Raw genomic sequence first — 17,944 nt, 5'->3', positions numbered from 1 at the left:
TGCGATCGCAAGGCGCCGGAGCGCCCTCGTGGCGGAGCCACGTGGGCGTTTCGGCAACGCGGCGAGCGCGCGTGCCAGGCGCCGCGGGGCAGGCGGGAATTGTCAGACAGGCCCTAGGCGTCGCCCTCGTGGCGTTCAGCCCGCTGGGGCGCGGGTTCCTCACCGCCGCTCCGCCGGACCCGGCGGCTCTTCCCGCCGGGGACGTCCGGCGGGCCATGCCCCGCTTCGACGAGCGCCACTATCCGGCCAACCTGGCACTGCGGGACGAGTTGGAGAGGATCGCCGACGAGGCCGGGCTCACCCTGCCGCGGCTGGCCCTCGGCTGGGTCCTCTCCCGCGGACCCCACGTCGTCGCCCTTCCGGGGACCCGGTCGGTGGACCACCTGCGGGAGAACCTTTCCGTGCTCGACGCCGAGGTGCCCGCCGGCGTGCTCGAGGCGGCGGGCCGGGTGCTGAACGCGACGACCGGGCACGGGGCCCGCTACCCCGAGGCCACGCTGCCCGAGATCGACACGGAGCGCTGCGGCCGGGCAGGCTGAGGCCGTCGGAGGCTGTCCGCGGTCGGGGCCGTCGGCCGGTCCGTCAGGCGTAGCGGCGGTAGACCGCCTCCGCGACGCAGGTCGGCTTCTCGCTGCCTCGACGTCGACGAGTTCCGTGTTCTCGCCTCCGGCGCATCCGTTCGCTGCTCGCTTCGCGCCGGCTCCGCCACCGGGCGTGCGCCGGGCTACTGGTGTACGGGAGGAAGCAGGCCAGCGGTGCAGGCGAGGGCGAAGTCCACGGACGCGGTGAAGCACCGCTCGGCTTCGTCGTCCGCCAGGCCCTCCCAGCCGTGGCCGGCGCCCGGTACGGGCCGAAAGTCGACGCGGGCGCCCGCGCGACGGAGGGCCGCGGCCAGTTGCTCACCCTGGGCGAGCGGGATGAGCACGTCCTCGGTGCCGTGCAGGACGAGGAACGGCGGAGCGTCGGCGTGCACGTGGGCGACCGGGCTCGCGGCGCGCGCCAGGTCCGGCGCGTCGGCGATCGCCGCTCCGATCAGCAGGGCCTCACGGGTGGTCGGGTCGGCGGCGTCGTAGGCGCCAGCCGGGCACTGGCCGGGCAGGGTGGTCAGATCGGTGGGCCCGTACCAGGCGACGCAGCCGCTCAGCGGAGCGGTGAGGGCGAGCAGGGCGGCGAGGTGGGCGCCGGCCGACTCGCCCCACGACACGGTCCGGCGCGTGTCCAGGCCGAGCTCGTCGGCTCGGGCGTTCAGCCAGCCCAGAGCCGCCGTCACGTCGTCGAGCTGGGCAGGGTGGACAGCCTCGCCGCTGAGCCGGTAGTCGACGGAGGCGACCGCGAACCCGGCCTGTGCGAGACGGGCGAAGGGATCGGGGTCCCAGTGACGGAAGCGCGGCCCCATCTCCGTACGCAAGCCCGCGCGCCAGCCTCCGCCGTGGAGGTAGAGGACGACCGGCAGGGGGTGGTACGTCTCGTCGGGCAGCCACAGATCGAGTTCGAGCGGCCGGACGCCCGCCCGGTAGGCATACGGAACACCGCGTAGCAGCCGTACGCCGGGGGCGGGGCGCGCGGCGGGCGGGAGCGGCATCTGTTCGGGGGCTGGCGGGGCCAGGAACGCGGCGAGGTCGGGCGTCAGCGGCATGGGCGTCTCTCTGGGGTAGGGCGCGGCCTTCTCGGCCGGCGGGCGGGCGGTCGGGTCACGTGTGTCGATGACGTGAGCGGCGGTGGGCCAGGAGGGCGCCGCACGCCGTGGCCGCGCGCTCGCCGATGCCGACGCCCAGGAGCCCGGCCAGGCCCAGCAGGGTCGGCGCGGGCGCGGTGAGCCCCAGTCCCCAGCACACGGCGCCCATCGCCGTCCCGGCGGTGAAGGAGACGGCTGCCCGGCAGGTGAACCGGGACAGGCGTGGCCGGCACGGGGCAGTCACAGCGCCCCGAGCGCGCTCTGCCCGGCGACCATCCCGAGCAGGCCGAACAGCGCGAGGAGCGGGGGTGCCGGCGCCTTCACCCTCAGCGCCGCGTAGAGGACGCCGACCAGCACCCCGGTCAAGAGTGCCCGGACGTACGGCACGGGATCAGCTCCCGGTGCGCCACTGGTGCTCGGGCAGGAAGCGCACGTCGTACCGCTGCGGCACGGTGGCGAACTTGTGCGGTCCCGGTACGTAGGGCTCGGGCGGCAGGCCGAGTTCCTCGGTCGGGACGCCGAGGTTCTCGAAGAACCGCTCGAAGGTGCCGCCGGGTCCGGCGGCCACGCCGACGACCCGGCTGTGGTGGCGCTCGATGCGGTAGGCGTGCGGGCAGTTCTTCGGTACGAAGCCGAAGTCGCCGGCGGTGAGCAGCCTTTCGTGCTGCTCGCCCTCCAGGTCCTCTACGAACAGCCGTACCGCGCCGTCGGTGATGTAGAAGACCTCGTACGTGTCGGAGTGGACGTGCGCCGGGATGACCTCGCCCCTGGGGCCCTCGACGGTGAAGAAGTTGAAGGCGTTCTCGGTCTGTTCCCCGCCCGCGTAGACGGTGACCAGGTCGGTGAAGAGGTGAGCGCGGTCGCCCATGCCCTTCTCGATGAAGTACGGCTTTCCCGGCTCGGCCGGGATGTGCGACCGCGGACGGCTGGGACGGGCGAACTCCATGGTCATGGGGACCTCCGGCAGAACGACGAGGAATGTCAGACTACCTGACATTCGCGGTGGGCGGCACCCTTGTGCGCGATCGCTATGCTCGAAGCCCCGTCCCGTGAGGAGCCATGACCACCCCCGCACGCAACCTGCCCCAACTGCTCACCGAGGCCAAACGCTGGTTCGACGACGCGCTGCTGGCCAGCATGCGGGCCGCCGGCGAGCAGCCCGTCACCATCGGGCAGGCAGCCGTCTTCGCCGCCCTCGACGAAGAGGGCACGACGGTCTCCGAGCTCGCCCGCCGGATGGGGGTCACCCGGCAGACCGCCCACCAGGCCGTGCACGCCCTCATCGGCATGGGGCTGCTGGAACAGGTCCCCGATCCCGGCTCCGCCCGCAGCCGCCTGATCCGCCCCACCGCCGAGGGCGCCCGGGTCCACCGACGTGCCCAGGACACCCTCGTGGTCATCGAAGGCGTCCTGGCCGAACGCATCGGCACCAATGCGGTCGCTGCCCTGCGCGAGGCGTTGACCGCTCCTCGGGGGGAGCCCCCGCAGGTGGAAGCACCCTGAGCGGCGTCGGCCCGCACCGGATCGAACCGCTGACCCATGGAGGCGGCCGTTCGCCGGTCAGCCGGTGGCGGCGCGTACGGCGTCGGCCATGGCCGTCGAACCGTGTGGCGCGGACGGGTTCTGCGCGGAGCCCATGTGCACCGCGGTGGCCCAGGCTGCTGCCCTGCCCTCGCGGGCAGTTGCCCAACGTGCCCTTGGCAGCGCCTCCGGTGGTATGACGTCCCGTACCACCAGGCCCGCCGCAACGTCACCTCCCTGGGGAGAACCTGAGGGGTGTCGAGGACCTTGGGAAGCGCGTGAAGGGGAGAATCGACCGCATAACGCGGCACGAGCCCGAAGGACGCCGGAGGACCTATCCGCGCGGTCAGGGGTGGGCACAGCCGCATCGATGCAGGTCAGTGCCACCAGGTGGACAACTTCCCATGACGTACGTGCCGAAGCCGTCGGCCTCAACGATCCCGGGGAGCGAGCCGCCCTCACGCAAGGGCGTGACATAGCGGGTCGATACGACCTCTTTCAACACTTTCCCGAGCAATGCTCAGACTGCGGATCGGCTCGGGAGGGCGTACCTTCCCGAGTGATCGATCGACCGGTATCGAGTAGGCCCGCGTTGCCACGCGGGTCGGGAAGGCACGCCCGTGCACTGCGTAGCGAACGACGACGGCACCACCGCCAAGGGCTCCTCCCTGATCGACGAGATCGTCCGCGAGGGCGCAAGAAGGATGCTGACCGCCTGGCCCTGGAGGCCGAAGTCAACGCATACATAGCCGAGTTGGCCGACGAGCGCGACGAGAAGGGCCACCGTCTGGTGGTGCGCAACGGCTACCACCAGCCGAGGAAGGTCACCACCGCGGCCGGGGTGGTCGAGGTGAAGGCGCCGAGGGTGAACGACAGGCGGGTCGACGAGGAAACAGGCGAGCGCAAGCGGTTCTCCTCGGCGATCCTCCCGCCGTGGTGCCGCAAGTCACCGAAGATCAGCGAGGTGCTGCCGCTGCTCTACCTGCACGGCCTGTCCCGCGGCGACTTCGTGCCCGCACTGGAGCAGTTCCTCGGCAGCTCGGCGGGCCTGTCACCGGCGACGGTCACCCGGCTGACCCAGCAGTGGCGGACCGACCATCAGGCGTTCGGCGAGCGCGATCTGTCCGGCAGCGACTACGTCTATGTCTGGGCCGACGGCATCCATCTGCGCATACGCCTGCGGGAGGCGAACTCGTGCGTGCTGGTGCTGATGGGCGTGCGCGCGGACGGCACCAAGGAGCTGATCGCCATGAGCGACGGCTACCGCGAATCAGCCGATTCCTGGGGCGACCGGCCGCGCGACTGCGCCCGCCGCGGCATGCGCGGCCCGGTGCTCGCGGTCGGTGACGGGGCGCTCGGCTTCTGGAGGGCCCTCGGCGAGGTCTTTCCCGAAGCTCGCGATCAGAGGTGCTGGGTTCACAAGATCGCCAATACCCTCGACGCCCTCCCGAAGTCGGCCCAGCCCGGGGCGAAGAAGGGCCTGCAGGAGATCTACCACGCCGAGGACCGTGATCACGCGCTACTGGCGGTCGCAGCGTTCGAGAAGACCTACGGCACGAAGTTCCCCAAGGCCGTCAAGAAGATCAACGACGACGTGGACGAGCTGCTGGCCTTCTACGACTTTCCCGCCGAGCACTGGATCCACCTGCGCACCACACATCCCATCGAGTCGACGTTCGCCACCGTGCGGCTGCGGACGAAGGTCACCAAGGGCGCCGGCAGCGCGGCCGCCGCCTTGGCCATGGTCTTCAAGCTGGTGGAGTCCGCTCAGGCTCGCTGGCGAGCCGTCAACGCACCCCACCTTGTCGTCCTCGTCCGCGCTGGAGCCCGCTTCGAACGCGGCCACCTCGTCGGACGCCCTGACGAAGACCCCGTCCCCACCGTTGCTTGATCCCTTCACGGAGCGAAACCATGAACGACATCGCTGGGAATGGCGCCGACTTCGCCGCATCCATCAACGGTCAGGGATGGCACGTTGCCTGGTATCCGCCTCCTGACCCTCCGTCGGGTACGCCACACGGCGCGGAGGCGGTGTGCGCCGCCGGCGATCGGATCGTCGTGGTCAGCCCAGACGGACAGCGGTGGGGTCTGCCCGCCGGTCGCCCGGAGCGGGGTGAGCAGTGGGTCTACACGATGCGCCGCGAGGTCCGTGAGGAAGCCTGCGCCGAGGTGGTGGATTGCCGGCTCCTCGGGTTCAGCCGGGGCCTCTGCGTGCGAGGTCCCCAGGAAGGGCTGGTGCTGGTCCGGTCGATGTGGGGAGCAGAGGTGCGTCTGGCTCCATGGGACCCACGCTTCGAGATGGCCCACCGCCGTCTCCTGCCGGCCGAGGAGGCGTTTCGGTCCCTGGCCATCCCCGACGGCCTTGGCCCCTTCTATCGCCGGCTGTTCGCAGAAGCCGCCATCACCCGCCCCAACCTCCACGGCCTCTGACCACCAGATCACTGAGCTGTTTCCAACCTGACGGCCGTGTCCGTCAGTTGGGCGGCTCTGCAGCGCGATGAAGCTCCTGGCAGGAGGTGTCACGACCAAGATCCACCGTGCCCCACCAGGAGCTTCGCGTGCTTGTCTACCCGTCGTCGATTGATCTGTCCAGCCGCACCCTGCGCTACCTGAGCGCTCAACTGCATGCCCGGCGGCGGGAGGTCGGAACGCGCTGGCGGCGTCTGCCCACGGACCGACAGGCCCTGCTCGCCTTGGCCCACCTGCGATGCGGCGATACCTATGCCCAGCTCGCCGCCGGGTTCCGCATCGGCATCGCGACCGTCTATCGCTACATACGCGAGGTCATCGACGTCCTGGCCGCCCTCGCCCCGCCCCTGACCGAGGCGATGAAGGCCATCCGGACCAAGGCGTTCGTGATCCTGGACGGCACCCTCCTGCCGATCGACCGGATCGCCGCCGACACCCCGTACTACTCCGGGAAACACAAGCGCCACGGCATGAACGTCCAAGTCCTCACCGACCCGTTCGGACGGCTGCTGTGGGCGTCACCCGCCCTGCCCGGGGCCGTCCACGACCTGACCGCCGCACGGACCCACGGGATCATCGACACGCTCGCCGCGGCCGAGCTGAAGTGCTGGGCGGACAAGGCGTACCAGGGAGCCGGCCACCCCGTCCGCGTCCCGTTCCGAGGCCGTCGCCCCAAGCGGTGGCAGCGTCGGCACAACAGCACGCACGCCAAGATCCGCTGCCTCGGCGAGCAGGCCATGGCCACTCTGAAGGGCTGGCGCCCTCTGCCGAAGCTCCGCTGCAGCACCAACCGCATCACCGCGATCGTCCAGGCCGTTCTCATCCTTCACCACGCGTCAGCGTGAGGTTGGAAAAGGCCCAGTGCCCGAGCGGCCTCGTGCACCAGGCGAAAACATCCATGTGAGTGGGCAGCTGAGCCATCCCGCTCTCCAGAGCCCGCCACCACAGACGGTTCACACCCCTTGTTCCACGCCGAGGGCAGACCCACGCTCCCCACGCCGAGCGACGGAGTACTCCACAAAGCTCCGTGCTGATCCATCTGGATACGCGTAAGCCCGGCCGCCAGCAGTTGCACGGTCATGGAATCGTCCGATAGATCAGACGACACCTGCGCCAAACGCGCCGACCGCGATGCATCTGTCACGACGTCCCCAAAGAGGAAGTTCTGTCCCCTCGCTGACCTCTGTCGCGACGGATGGTAACCACAGGTGATCAACAGGTACGCCAACGCGACACGGGTCATGGCCCGTTTCCCCATGTCAGGCTGAGGGTGGCCACTCCAACACCGGTGCTGGCTTGTCACCCGATCGATGCCAGCCGCCTCACACCGGCGTTGACGCCGTCGCGGCGTACACGCCTTGACCTCTGCGAGGGCGTATGCCGGCACCCACTAAGGGGATGTCTCACGTGGTGGGCTTCGCGAGCTTCTTGTGGCAGGTAAGCCCCCTGCGCCCCGGCTCTTACCACCTGATTGGAGCGGCGCAGTACGCCAAGGACTGCGCCGCTGGGGAGTTCGTCCACAGCACCCGACGCCCGATCACCCCTAGACTGTACGGCCCTGAGCCGGCCCCAGAACCGGCTGGGCGGAGATCCGTGCCGGCGTTACGCCGGTACCACCGTCGGGCCCCAGTCGTAGTTGACGTCGTTGCACGAGACGGTCTTGACATCTGAGTGGATGTCGGCCAACAGGCACCGGCCGGTAGCGACGTTCTTCAGTTCCAGGTTGCCGCTGGTGTGCTCTCGGTACAGCCACTGCAAGTGCTGGTTGTTCACCGTGCAGGTGTTGGTGTAGACGCTCTCGCCACCGCTGTCTGTCGAGACAGCGGTCCGTGGCGATGTTGCGGAGGATCACCTTGTCCGCGCCGCGGGGAATCCACTGCCACTTCTGGTAGCCGTTGTCGGTGTGGCAGTCGTTGGTGTACACCTTGCCGCCGCTGTCGGAGTCCAGGCACTTCTTGGTGAAGGAGTCCTTGAGCAGGACAGTGCCGTCCTCGGGAGGAACTGCGGCGGATGCGGGGGAAGCGAGGGGGAGAACGAGGGCCGCTGTCACGGCGACTACAGCTGCGATGCGTATGAGGCCTCCTTGATGTTCCGGCCGGCAACCCGGCTGATCATGGAGTCCCAACGAAGCGGCCGCCCGAAGGTTTCGATGCTTCCGATGCGGGCGCCGTCTCATGGAGTCAGGGACGCTCTACGGAGGTGTGGCGGGTGGTGAACACCCGTGGGCGGAGGGCGTCAGGGATGGACTCGAGGCTGTCTCACGCGGCCTGAGTGGTGTCAGGCATGATGCCGTCCGTGGCTCGTGATCTCTCATGTCGTCTTGTCCCTGATGGCCTGTGGGTTCTGGTGGAGCCATTGCTGCCGGAGTTCACTCCGCGGAAGCAGGGCGGGGGCACGGCTCCGGTCGATGAGAGGCAGGCGTTCGCGGCGGTGGTGTACGTGCTAACCAGCGGGTGTGCGTGGCGGATGCTGCCCGATACGTTCGGTATCTCGCCGGCGACCGCCCACCGGCGGTTCACGGCCTGGACGAAGGCCGGGGTCTGGCGGCGGCTGCACCGGGCGATCCTGGACGAGCTCGGAGCGCGCGGGGAGATTGACTGGACCTCGGCCATCGTGGACGCCGCGAACGTGCGGGCCAAAAAAGGGGCACGCTGACCGGGCCGAACCCGGTCGACCGGGGCAAGAAGGGCAGCAAAATGCACGTCCTGTCCGACGCGCAGGGCCTGCCGCTGGCCGTAGGCGTCTCCGGCGCGAACGTCCACGACACCCATGCGCTCAGGCCCCTGATCCGTGGGATACCCCCGGTCCGGTCCCGGCGCGGACCACGCCGCCGCAGACCCGGCAAACTCCGGGCCGACAAGGCGTATCACTCCACCGAGCACCGCCGCTGGCTCCGCAGCCGGTGCATCGCCGCGCGGATCGCCCGCCCCGGCATCGAGTCCGGCGAGCGACTCGGCCGACACCGCTGGCGGATCGAGCGGACGATCAGCTGGCTCTTCGGCTACCGCCGCCTCACCGTCCGGTACGAACGCAAGGGCCAACACTTCCTTACCTTCATCGGCCTCGCAGCCGCCTTGACCTGCTACAAACGACTGGCCTCAATAACCACATGAGACATCCTCTAAGAGCGCCTAACACAATGAGGTGGATCGGCCCTGGTGGCCGTGTCCGGTCGGCGAATTCGGCGTTGTCTGGGCCATGGGGGCTTCGCCGTGGATCGTGTCGGATGACCTGTGGAAGGGGATCGAGCCGCTCCTGCCGAAGCGGGAGAGACGGTTCAGGTACCCGGGCCGCAAGCCGGTCCCGGACCGGCAGGTGCTGTGCGGGATCCTGTTCGTCCTGCACACCGGCATCCAGTGGGAACACCTGCCCCAGGAGCTCGGCTTCGGGTCCGGCATGACGTGCTGGCGGCGGCTGCGGGACTGGAACGAGGCCGGAGCCTGGCAACAGCTGCACGAGGTGTTGCTGGCCGAGCTGAACGCCGCCGCCCGCCTCGACTGGTCCCGGGCAGTCGTCGACTCCAGCCACGTCAGGGCACTAAAAGGGGGCTCCAGACGGGCCCGTCGCCAGTCGACCGGGGACGGGCCGGCTCCAAGCACCACCTGATCACCGACGGCCACGGCACCCCGCTCGCGGTCATCCTCACCGGCGGCAACCGCAACGACGTCACCCAGCTCATGCCCCTGCTCGACGCCGTCCCGCCCGTCCGCGGCAGGCCCGGACGGCCCCGCCGCAAGCCCCAGTCCCTCTTCGCCGACCGAGGCTACGACCACGACGTCCACCGCGACCAGGTTCGGGCCCGCCGGATCCTCCCCGTCATCGCCCGACGCGGCACACCCCACGGCAGCGGCCTGGGCGTCTACCGATGGGTGGTCGAGCGCACCTTCGCCTGGCTCCACGGATTCAAACGACTCCGCGTCCGCTGGGAACGACGGGCCGACATCCACGAAGCCTTCCTCAAGCTCGCCTGCTGCCTGATCACCCACCGCCAGATCAACTCATTGTGTTAGGAGTTCTAAGGGCGGCTGGCCGAAATGGACCCGAATCGTTGATACGCATCGTCATTTTGGTCGCCTGGGCCCTCGCGCCACGGAGATGCGGTTCGCACTTCACCGCTCGGGCAGGGGCATCAGCGCGCAGAACCGCAGTATCGGCACGCCAGCTGCCTCGCAGACGAACTGCTCAGCCAGCGCCAGGATCACGCCCTGCACCTGTCCGCTCGGCGTCAGGTTCCTTCCCTCCCTGCTCTCGCAGGCAGTCACTCCACGTGTCCTTGGCACCGGCTCCGGCGGCATGACGCCCCGCGCCCCAGGCCCGCCGCAGCAGCTCCCCCCTGGGGAGAATCTGGGGAGTATCGACGGTCCTGGGGAGCGCGTGGGGAGAATCGACCACGTAACGCAGCACGATCCCGAAAGACGCTGAAAGACTTGTCCGCGCAGGTCAGGGGTGGGAACAGCCACATCAATGCAGGTCAGCGCCACCAGGTAGACAACTTCATGACGTAGGTACCGAGATCGTCGGCCTCGACGATGCCCGGGAGCGAGCCGCCCTCACGCAGGGGCGTGACGTAGCGGATCGCTGTGACTTCGGAAAGCATCGTCCCAGGCTACGTGGGGGCGGTGGGCTGGGCGATCAAGTTGTCCACAGGTGCGGGTCCGCCGTTCGCGTTGTCCACAGGGCCGGCCCTTCGTCGCCCGCCGTGTCGCCTCGCGCTGTCATGCTCTGTCTATGACCTCGCCGATCTCCCTCATCACGCCTGGTTTTCCCCGTCACTTCGCCCGCACGCGACGCTTCTCGCTCGGTGTGCCCGACCGGTTCACTGTCTCGCCGGACGGCTCCCGGGTGCTCTTCGTCCGCACCGGTTCGGGCACCGACCCGGTGGGCCGGCTGTGGCTGTTCGAGGACGGCCGGGAGCGGCTCCTGGCCGATCCGGCGGTGCTCGGCGGCACCGGGGACGCGGACGACGTGCCGGAGGAGGAGAAGGTACGCCGCGAGCGCGCCCGGGTGACCACGTCCGGCATCGTCGGGTACGCGACGGACCGCGAGGCGCGGCTCGCGGTGTTCGCACTGGGGGGAGCGCTGTGGGCGGTCCGGACGGACGGCGAGGGGACGCCGTGGCCGATACCGACCGCGGGGCCGGCCGTCGACCCGCGCCCTTCGCCGGACGGCTCCCTCGTCGCGTACGTCTCCGGGGGCGCCCTGCGGGTCGTCGGCACCGACGGGAGCGGTGACCGGCCGCTGGCGGAGCCCGAGGGCCCGGACGTGGTGTACGGCCTGGCGGACCATGCGGCGGCCGAGTCGATCGGGCGGACGCGGGGCTACTGGTGGTCGCCCGACGGGGACGCCCTGCTGGTCACGCGCGTCGACCACGCGCGCGTGGCGCGCTGGTACCTGGCCGACCCGGCGGACCCCGCCAGACCGCCGCGCTCCGTGCGGTACCCGGCGGCGGGCACCGCCAACACGGAGGTGACGGTGCACGTCCTGGGTCTGGACGGGCACCGCGTCCCCGTCCGGCTTCCGGCGGAGGCGGACGCGGGGCGGCATCCGGAGGGCGTCTGGACGGACCTGCGGTTCGAGTACGTCACGGCGGCGGGCTGGGACACGCACGGGCCGTACGTGCAGGTCCAGACCCGGGACCAGCGGACCGTCCAGCTCTTCGGCGCCGACCCGGACACGGGCGCCACGCGGCCGCTCGACGTGCTGCACGACGAGGCGTGGGTCCCGCTGATACCGGGCGTGCCGCTGCGCACCGCCACGGGCACGTCCGTCGTGGCGCAGGTCCGGGACGACACGTGCGGGGTGCGCGTCGGCGGTGTCGCCTCGCCGCCCGGCCTGCACGTCCGCGAGGTCCTGGGAGCGGCCGGCGAGCGGGTGTACGTGGCGGCGAGCGAGGAGCCGACGGAGAGCCATGTGTGGGTGTACGACCCGGTGGGCGACGGCGACCGGGGCGGTTTCCGCCGGGTCAGCGAGGCGCCCGGCATCCATACGGCCGCGGTGGGCGGGGACACCGTCGTCCTGGACAGCCGGACCGGCGGCGAGCGGACGGTCACGGTGCTGCGCGGCGGCAGGCCGGTGGGCACGATCGCGGTCCTGGCCGAGGAACCCCTGGTCACCCCGCGGCCGGTCCATCTGACTCTGGGCGTACGGGAGTTGCGGAGCCATCTGTTCGTGCCGTCCTGGTTCGACGCGGCGTCCGGCGAGCGCCTGCCGGTGCTGCTGAGCCCGTACGGCGGACCGGGCCTGCAGCTGGCCGTGCGGGCGTACGGCTGGACCGGGGCGGTCGCCCAGTGGTTCGCCGAGCAGGGCTTCGCGGTGCTGGTCACCGACGGGCGCGGTACCCCTGGGCGGGGCCGGGCGTGGGAGGTCGCGGTGCGCGGCGACCGGCTGGGGCCCGCTCTCGACGACCAGGTCGACGCGCTGCATGCGGCGGCGGAGCGGTATCCGTTCCTGGACCTGGGGCGGGTGGCCGTGCGGGGCTGGTCGTACGGGGGCTATCTGGCGATCGGCGCGGTGCTGCACCGCCCCGACGTGTTCGGCGCCGCGGTCGCGGGCGCCGCGCCGACGGACCGGCGGCTGTACGACACGCATTGGGAGGAGCGGTTCCTGGGGCACCCTGCCGTGCAGCCGGAGAACTACCGGCGGTCGTCCCTCGTGCCGTACGCGGACCGGTTGTCCCGGCCGCTGCTGCTGATACACGGGCTCGCGGACGACAACGTGGTGGCGGCCCACACGCTGCGGCTGTCCGCAGCGCTGCTGGCTGCCGGCCGGCCCCATAGTGTGCTGCCGCTGCCGGGCGCGACGCACATGGTCACACAGGAGGAGGTGGTGGCGAATCAGCTCGGTCTGGAGGTGGATTTCCTGAAAAGATCGCTGAATCCCTGAACGCCCGCGCGCCGCGCGCCGTACCCCCTTGTGTCCGGGTAACACGGAGAGACGCAGGAAACGCGGAGGGAAGCGCGAATGACCGCAGAGGCAGGGGCCCCGGCCGGGGCCATGACACGCCGTACCGCCGTCGCCGCGGCGGGCGGTGCGGGGCTCGCCGTCGTTCTGACGGCGTGCGGCGGCTCGGACAGCGCGGGCGGCACGGGCAGTGCTGACACCGCGCCGACCGCCGGTGCCGGCTCACCGGCCACGGGCGGTGGTTCGGGCGGCAGCGCGGACACCGGCAGCGGCGGCACCGGGGGCGGCGGCGGTCAGGTGCTGGCGAAGACGTCCGACATCCCGGAGGGCGGCGGCAAGGTCTTCGGGGACCAGGGCATCGTCGTCACGCAGCCGAAGGCGGGCGAGTTCAAGGCGTTCTCGGCGATGTGCACGCACCAGGGCTGCGCGGTGAAGGACATCTCGGACGGGGTCATCAACTGCCCGTGCCACGGCAGCGAGTTCGACGCGGCCGACGGCAGTGTGAAGAAGGGCCCGGCGACGACTCCGCTCGCGCCCGCGTCGATCACGGTGGACGGCGACTCGATCAAGCTCGCCTGACCGTCACGCTCCCCCGGCGCGGGGCNCCCCGCGACCGCGCCGCGCCGGGGCTCGGCCCGCGACGGCGGCTCAGCCCGCCCCCGAAGTTCGGCCGCCGCCGCGTCAGTTCGGTCCTCCGACCGTGCCGGCGGCGTCCTGCAGGGCGTCCACGGCTGCCCGGATGGACGGCCGCCGGTCGGCGTCGGTGCGCCACACCGCGTAGATGTGCCGGTGCATCGCCTGCCGTACGGGCACGAGGACGACGCCCTCCGGCGCGGGGCCGCGCCCCAGCCGGGGGGTCACGCACACACCGAGCCCGGCCTGGATGAGCGCAAGCTGCGTGTGGTGCTCGCCCGCGAAGTGCGCGATGCGCGGTTCGATGCCCTTCGAGCGCAGCGTGAACACCAGCCAGTCGTGGCAGAACTCGCCCTCCGGCCAGGAGACCCATTCGGCGTCGGCGAAGTCCTCCAGGTCGACCTCGGTCCGGCCCGCGAGCGGGTGGTCCGCGGGCAGCGCCACGTCGGCGGCGTCGTCCAGCAGCGCGGCCTGGGCGAGCCCGCCCGGCACGGGCAGCCGCTTGTTGCTCCAGTCGAGCACCACGGCCAGGTCCACGTCACCCCGGAGCACGGCGCGGATACCGGCCTCCGGTTCCAGTTCGCTGCTGCGCACCCGTAGCTCGGGGTGCACCGTACGGAGCGCGGTGATGGCGCGCGGGAACAGGCCGCGTGCTGCCGTCGGGAAGCCGGCGAGCCGGACCTCGCCGACGACCTGGCCGCGCTGGGCCTCGATGTCGGCCTGGGCCAGTTCGACCTGCGAGAGGATGCGGGCCGCGTGCGCCGCGAGCAACTGCCCCGCGTCCGTGAGCCGCACACCGCGCCCGTTCTTGCTGATCAGCTGCTGGCCGACCTCGCGCTCCAGCTTGGACAGCTGCTGCGAGACGGCCGACGTCGTCACGTGCAGCCCGTCGGCGGCGCCGCTCACCGAGCCGTGGCGGGCGAGTGCGTCAAGGGTCCGCAGGCGCTCCAGGTTCAACATGTAAGCGATACTAAGCTAATCCATCAAGAAAATCTCACTTGTTCTACGACGTCGTGGCGACGATCGTGGTGCCATGCGCACCGCGACCCCGCACACCGCGACCGACACCGCCTCCGCCTCTCCCTCCGCCCCGGCACCGCCGGAATCACGCCCGCCGGCCGCCCCACACCCCGGCCCACACCCACACCCGCGCCGCCGCGTCGACTGGCGCGTCCGGTTCGCCGTGCTGTCGCTGATCTGGGGTTTCAGCTTTCTGCTGATCAAAGTGGGTACGGAGGCGTACGCACCGTTCCAAGTGACGTTCGGCAGGCTCCTGTTCGGTACGGCGGTCCTCGTCGCCGCCATGGCGGTGCGCCGGACGGGGCTGCCGCGCGGCGTGCGCACCTGGGGTCACCTGGCCGTGGCCGGGTTCCTGCTCAACGCCCTGCCGTTCTCGCTCTTCGCGTACGCCGAGCTGACCATCCCGTCCACGCTGGCGGGTATCTGCAACGCCACGTCGCCCCTGTGGGGCATGGCCCTGTCGCTCGTCGCGCTCTCCGAGGACCGGCCCACACGGCGCAGGGTCGCGGGGCTGGGGCTCGGCTTCATCGGTGTCCTCACCGTCCTCGGGGCCTGGCAGGGCTTCGCTGGGATCGACGCCACCGGCACGCTCCTGGCGCTGGCCGCGTCGCTGAGCTACCCGGTCGGCTGGATCTACGTACGCCGCACCCTGGCAGGCCGCAGCGAGTCCCATCTGTCTCTGACCGGCGCGCAGCTGATGCTGGCGACCGCGCAACTGGCCGTGGTGACACCGCTGTTCACCCACCTCCCCACGGCGTTCCCGGTGGGCCCGCTGCTCGCGGTGGCGGCACTCGGCGCCCTGGGGACGGGCTTCGCGGTCCTGCTCCAGTACGGCATCGTCGCGGAGGTCGGTCCGACGACGGGCCAGATGGTCACGTACTTCATCCCCGTCATCGCGACGGCGGCGGGCGTGACGCTCCTCGACGAGCAGCTCACCTGGAACACGCCTGTCGGCGCCCTGATAGTCCTGGCGGGCGCGGCGCTCACCCAGAGCCGCCCGGGCAGCGCCCGTCACCCGTAGCTGCGGGCCGGCATCGGGCCCGCCGCCTCCGCCACGGCCGTCGCGAGCGGTTCGATGTCGCCGGGCGACAGGCGGGAGACGGTCAGCCGCACGCCCGGTCCGGACCGCACACGGAAGCGGGCGCCCGGGGCCACCGCCCAGCCCGCGTGCAGCAGCCGGGCGACGGCCCCGGTCTCGTCCGCCACCGGCACCCACACGTTCATCCCGCTGCGCCCGTGCGCCTCGACGCCCCGCGCCTCCAGCGCCCGGACCAGCGCGTCCCGCCGCTCCCCGTACGCCCGGGCGACGGCGGCGCCGTCCACCGCGCCCGTCCGCCACAGGTGCGCGACCGCCCGCTGGAGCAGCCGGCTCACCCACCCGGGCCCGAGCCGCTGCCGCCCGAGCACCCGGTCCACGGTGACCGCGTCACCGGTGAACGCGGCGACGCGCAGGTCCGGCCCGTACGCCTTGGACACGGACCGCACGAACGCCCACCGCTTCGTCGCCCCGGCCAGCGGGTGCGGCGCCAGGTCGACGAAGCCGTGCCCGTGGTCGTCCTCGACGAGCAGCACGTCCGGATGGCGGGCCAGCAGGTCCCGCAGCTCCGCGGCGCGCGGCCCGCTCACCGCCGCACCCGTCGGGTTCTGCGCCCGCGCGGTCACCACGACGGCCCGCGCGCCCTCGTCCCGCAGCGCCCGGGCGACCTCCCCCGGCAGCGGCCCCTCGTCGTCGAGCCGTACGGGTACGACCCGCAGCCCCAGCGCCGGCACGAGGTCCAGCACGCTCCCCCAGCCCGGGTCCTCGACCGCCACCGCGTCCCCCGGCCTCAGGTGCGCGGCGAGCACCCGCTCGATGGCGTCCAGCGCGCCGGAGGCCACGCCGACCGGGCCTGCGGGCACCCCGTCCGCGTCCAGCGCGGCCCGGGCCAGCCGCGCGAACTCCTCGTCCACCGGAACCTCCCCGTACAGCGTGGGGTGCGCCGCGTGCGCACGGGCCGCGGCGGCCAGTGCCTCGCCGAGCGGCGGCAGCAGGGACACGTCGGGGTTGCCCTCGCCCACGTCCCGCACCCCTTCGGGGGCCTCGATCCGGAGGCTGCCCCGCGCGGTGGTGGCGGGCCTCGGGCGCACCCGGCTGCCCCGGCGCCCCGCGGTCTCGATGACCCCGCGCTCGCGCAGGGTGCGGTAGGCGGCCGCGACGGTGTTGGGGTTGACGCCCAGCTCCCCGGCCAACTCCCGCATGGGCGGAAGCAGCTGACCCGGCTTCAACTCACCGGAGCCCACTCCGCGCTCCACGCTGGCCGCGATCTCCGATGCGCGACGCCCTTCGATCCGATACTCTCCTAGCACAAACCAGATTATGTACTAGTGCAATGGAGGCCGCAATGTCAGCGCCCACATCCGCGTCCACGTCCACGTCCACGTACGGGCCCACGGACGAGCCCGCGTACGAGCCCACCGACCGCTCTGTCCCGACCCGCGGCCGCCCGAGGGCCTCCTACGACCGGGCGCTGGTGCACGCGATACTCGACGAGGCCTACGTCTGCCACCTCGGCTTCGTCCGGGACGGCGCCCCCGTGGTCCTGCCGACGCTCTACGGCCGGGTGGGCGAGCGCCTCTACGTCCACGGTTCGACGGGCTCACGCCCCCTCCGCATGGCGGGCGAGCAGCCGGGCAGGCGGAGCGAGCAGGACACCGCCGCGCCGGGCCTCCCCGTCTGCCTGACCGTGACGCACGTGGACGGCCTGGTCCTGGCCCGCTCGGCGTTCCACCACTCCGTCAACTACCGCTCGGTCGTGGTCCACGGCACCGCCCACCAGGTCACGGACCCCGAAGAGAAGCGGACGGCGCTCGACGCGCTGGTCGACCACGTCGTACCGGGCCGCTCGTACGACTCGCGCCCCGCCAACGCCAAGGAGCTGGCCGCGACCGCCGTCCTCCGCCTCGACCTGGCGGAGGTGTCCGCGAAGGTCCGCACCGGCGGCGTCAACGAGGAGCCGGAGGACCTGGCGCTCCCCCATTGGGCCGGCGTGATCCCGCTGGTCACCCGGTACGGCACGGCCGTCCCGGACGAGCACCTGGACCCGTCCGTCGCTCTCCCCGACTACCTCGCCGCCCTCTGAGGTCCGCGCCATGCTCATCCACCCCTGGGACGCGGCCCACGACGAGGCGGAGTGGCGGGACTGGCTCAGCCGCCACGACTTCGGCCAGCTCGCGGTGAACGGCCCGCCCGGCAGCCCGCCGTGGGTGCAGCCGCTGCACTTCCGGTACGACGCCGGTCCCGGCCCGTACGGCGAGGTGGTCACCCACCTCGCCCGCCCCAACCCCCTGTGGCCGGCCCTGGAGTCCGACCCACGGGTCGTGCTCAGCGTCGTGGACGACTACGCGTTCGTCCCCGGTCCGTGGGCGGCGTCCCCGGACGATCCGCAGGAGCACGGAACGCCGACGTCCTTCTACGCCGCCGTGCAGCTCGTCTGCACCGCGTACGTCGTGGACGACCCGGCCGCGAAGGCGGAGCTGCTGAACCGCCAGGTCGACCACTTCCAGCCCGAGGGCGGCTCGGCGCGCGCGGCCGCCGGCGAGGCCCCGTACGGCAGGCTGCTGCCGGGGCTGCGCGGACTGCGCCTCGAAGTGACGGACGTACGGGCCAAGTTCAAGTACGGGCAGCACAAGCCCGAGCCTGTGCAGGACCGCATCGCGGCGGGCCTCACCGCGCGCGGCGGCGCCCTG

General features: G+C 71.7%; 19 protein-coding genes and 2 pseudogenes. 12 read left to right on the top strand and 9 right to left on the bottom strand.

Going from position 1 to position 17,944, the window contains the following annotated elements; genetic code table 11:
* The first annotated feature begins 41 nt into the window (after positions 1 to 41).
* Positions 42 to 539, top strand: coding sequence for an aldo/keto reductase (locus HTZ82_RS19465; RefSeq protein WP_309235569.1), 498 nt, complete (start codon positions 42 to 44; stop codon positions 537 to 539).
* Between the two features lie 185 nt (positions 540 to 724).
* Here the strand turns inward: HTZ82_RS19465 and HTZ82_RS19460 are convergent, their stop codons facing one another.
* The 4 genes from HTZ82_RS19460 to HTZ82_RS19445 are packed head-to-tail and all read right to left on the bottom strand — an operon-like array spanning position 725 to position 2,627.
* Positions 725 to 1,636 carry an alpha/beta hydrolase gene (locus tag HTZ82_RS19460; RefSeq protein ID WP_175410701.1) on the bottom strand — a complete coding sequence of 304 codons (912 nt, stop codon included), beginning with the start codon at positions 1,634 to 1,636 and terminating at the stop codon, positions 725 to 727.
* A gap of 55 nt (positions 1,637 to 1,691) precedes the next feature.
* Positions 1,692 to 1,919 carry a XapX domain-containing protein gene (locus HTZ82_RS19455; protein WP_175410700.1) on the bottom strand — a complete coding sequence of 76 codons (228 nt, stop codon included), beginning with the start codon at positions 1,917 to 1,919 and terminating at the stop codon, positions 1,692 to 1,694.
* The gene (locus tag HTZ82_RS19450; protein WP_175410699.1) at positions 1,916 to 2,062 is read right to left on the bottom strand and encodes a DUF1427 family protein; all 147 of its coding nucleotides are present in this window, start codon (positions 2,060 to 2,062) and stop codon (positions 1,916 to 1,918) included. Before HTZ82_RS19450 ends, HTZ82_RS19455 begins: the two co-directional genes overlap by 4 nt.
* A 4-nt stretch (positions 2,063 to 2,066) precedes the next feature.
* Positions 2,067 to 2,627 carry a quercetin 2,3-dioxygenase gene (locus HTZ82_RS19445; RefSeq protein ID WP_175410698.1) on the bottom strand — a complete coding sequence of 187 codons (561 nt, stop codon included), beginning with the start codon at positions 2,625 to 2,627 and terminating at the stop codon, positions 2,067 to 2,069.
* A 107-nt stretch (positions 2,628 to 2,734) separates the two neighbouring features.
* Here HTZ82_RS19445 and HTZ82_RS19440 point away from each other — a divergent pair, with 107 nt between their 5' ends.
* The 4 genes and pseudogenes from HTZ82_RS19440 to HTZ82_RS19425 all read left to right on the top strand — a co-directional run bounded on the left by HTZ82_RS19440 (position 2,735) and on the right by HTZ82_RS19425 (position 6,510).
* A complete protein-coding gene (locus tag HTZ82_RS19440) occupies positions 2,735 to 3,178 on the top strand; it encodes a MarR family winged helix-turn-helix transcriptional regulator (protein WP_175410697.1) in 444 nt (147 codons plus the stop codon).
* Positions 3,179 to 3,816: 638 nt separating this feature from the next.
* Positions 3,817 to 5,087 (top strand): annotated as a pseudogene (locus HTZ82_RS19435) (IS256 family transposase).
* A gap of 20 nt (positions 5,088 to 5,107) precedes the next feature.
* Complete coding sequence (locus HTZ82_RS19430) at positions 5,108 to 5,626, top strand: NUDIX domain-containing protein (protein ID WP_175410696.1); 519 nt, start codon at positions 5,108 to 5,110, stop codon at positions 5,624 to 5,626.
* 128 nt (positions 5,627 to 5,754) lie between these two features.
* Positions 5,755 to 6,510 carry a transposase family protein gene (locus HTZ82_RS19425; protein ID WP_175410695.1) on the top strand — a complete coding sequence of 252 codons (756 nt, stop codon included), beginning with the start codon at positions 5,755 to 5,757 and terminating at the stop codon, positions 6,508 to 6,510.
* A gap of 757 nt (positions 6,511 to 7,267) precedes the next feature.
* On the opposite strand, the gene HTZ82_RS32395 is transcribed toward HTZ82_RS19425, so the two are convergent.
* Positions 7,268 to 7,438: a hypothetical protein gene (locus tag HTZ82_RS32395; RefSeq protein ID WP_254711964.1), complete on the bottom strand. Its 171-nt coding sequence runs from the start codon at positions 7,436 to 7,438 to the stop codon at positions 7,268 to 7,270.
* 34 nt (positions 7,439 to 7,472) lie between these two features.
* Positions 7,473 to 7,841 (bottom strand): annotated as a pseudogene (locus HTZ82_RS33095) (ricin-type beta-trefoil lectin domain protein); the annotation flags it as partial.
* Positions 7,842 to 7,951: 110 nt separating this feature from the next.
* Between HTZ82_RS33095 and HTZ82_RS19415 the strand changes: the two are divergent.
* Both HTZ82_RS19415 and HTZ82_RS19410 read left to right on the top strand, forming a co-directional pair.
* Positions 7,952 to 8,778, top strand: a protein-coding gene (locus HTZ82_RS19415; protein WP_254711965.1) for an IS5 family transposase whose coding sequence is annotated in 2 segments (ribosomal slippage) — positions 7,952 to 8,318 and positions 8,318 to 8,778 — 828 coding nt in all. Because the reading frame shifts where the segments join, the coding sequence is not laid out codon by codon here.
* 85 nt (positions 8,779 to 8,863) lie between these two features.
* A protein-coding gene (locus HTZ82_RS19410) for an IS5 family transposase (protein ID WP_375540835.1) occupies positions 8,864 to 9,675 on the top strand; the annotation gives its coding sequence in 2 pieces (ribosomal slippage) (positions 8,864 to 9,215 and positions 9,215 to 9,675; 813 coding nt in all).
* Between the two features lie 461 nt (positions 9,676 to 10,136).
* On the opposite strand, the gene HTZ82_RS32765 is transcribed toward HTZ82_RS19410, so the two are convergent.
* Entirely contained in the window at positions 10,137 to 10,262 is a 126-nt protein-coding gene (locus tag HTZ82_RS32765; RefSeq protein ID WP_302852248.1) for a hypothetical protein, read from the bottom strand.
* A gap of 131 nt (positions 10,263 to 10,393) precedes the next feature.
* Between HTZ82_RS32765 and HTZ82_RS19405 the strand changes: the two genes are divergently transcribed.
* Together HTZ82_RS19405 and HTZ82_RS19400 are read left to right on the top strand one after the other, a co-directional pair.
* Positions 10,394 to 12,547, top strand: a complete 2,154-nt coding sequence (locus tag HTZ82_RS19405; protein ID WP_175410691.1) for a prolyl oligopeptidase family serine peptidase — start codon at positions 10,394 to 10,396, stop codon at positions 12,545 to 12,547.
* Positions 12,548 to 12,625: 78 nt separating this feature from the next.
* On the top strand, positions 12,626 to 13,144 hold the full coding sequence (locus tag HTZ82_RS19400; protein ID WP_175410690.1) for a Rieske (2Fe-2S) protein: 519 nt from the start codon (positions 12,626 to 12,628) through the stop codon (positions 13,142 to 13,144).
* A gap of 102 nt (positions 13,145 to 13,246) precedes the next feature.
* Here the strand turns inward: HTZ82_RS19400 and HTZ82_RS19395 are convergent, their stop codons facing one another.
* Complete coding sequence (locus HTZ82_RS19395; protein ID WP_175410689.1) at positions 13,247 to 14,158, bottom strand: LysR family transcriptional regulator; 912 nt, start codon at positions 14,156 to 14,158, stop codon at positions 13,247 to 13,249.
* Positions 14,159 to 14,231: 73 nt separating this feature from the next.
* Between HTZ82_RS19395 and HTZ82_RS19390 the strand changes: the two genes are divergently transcribed.
* Positions 14,232 to 15,239, top strand: a complete 1,008-nt coding sequence (locus HTZ82_RS19390; RefSeq protein WP_175410688.1) for a DMT family transporter — start codon at positions 14,232 to 14,234, stop codon at positions 15,237 to 15,239.
* Here HTZ82_RS19390 and HTZ82_RS19385 read toward each other — a convergent pair.
* Entirely contained in the window at positions 15,230 to 16,564 is a 1,335-nt protein-coding gene (locus HTZ82_RS19385) for an aminotransferase class I/II-fold pyridoxal phosphate-dependent enzyme (RefSeq protein ID WP_175410687.1), read from the bottom strand. The two genes, HTZ82_RS19390 and HTZ82_RS19385, sit on opposite strands and share 10 nt — an antisense overlap.
* A 35-nt stretch (positions 16,565 to 16,599) precedes the next feature.
* Here HTZ82_RS19385 and HTZ82_RS19380 point away from each other — a divergent pair, with 35 nt between their 5' ends.
* Both HTZ82_RS19380 and HTZ82_RS19375 read left to right on the top strand, forming a co-directional pair.
* Positions 16,600 to 17,337, top strand: coding sequence for a pyridoxamine 5'-phosphate oxidase family protein (locus HTZ82_RS19380; RefSeq protein WP_175410686.1), 738 nt, complete (start codon positions 16,600 to 16,602; stop codon positions 17,335 to 17,337).
* 10 nt (positions 17,338 to 17,347) lie between these two features.
* Positions 17,348 to 17,944, top strand: a 597-nt coding sequence (locus HTZ82_RS19375; protein WP_175410685.1) for an FMN-binding negative transcriptional regulator, incomplete at its 3' end; no start/stop codon positions are given.

This window comes from Streptomyces sp. TRM64462 (assembly GCF_013362995.1).
GTDB lineage: Bacteria > Actinomycetota > Actinomycetes > Streptomycetales > Streptomycetaceae > Streptomyces.
Note: the sequence above shows the minus strand (reverse complement) of the source record. Positions and strands in the feature narration are given on the sequence as shown.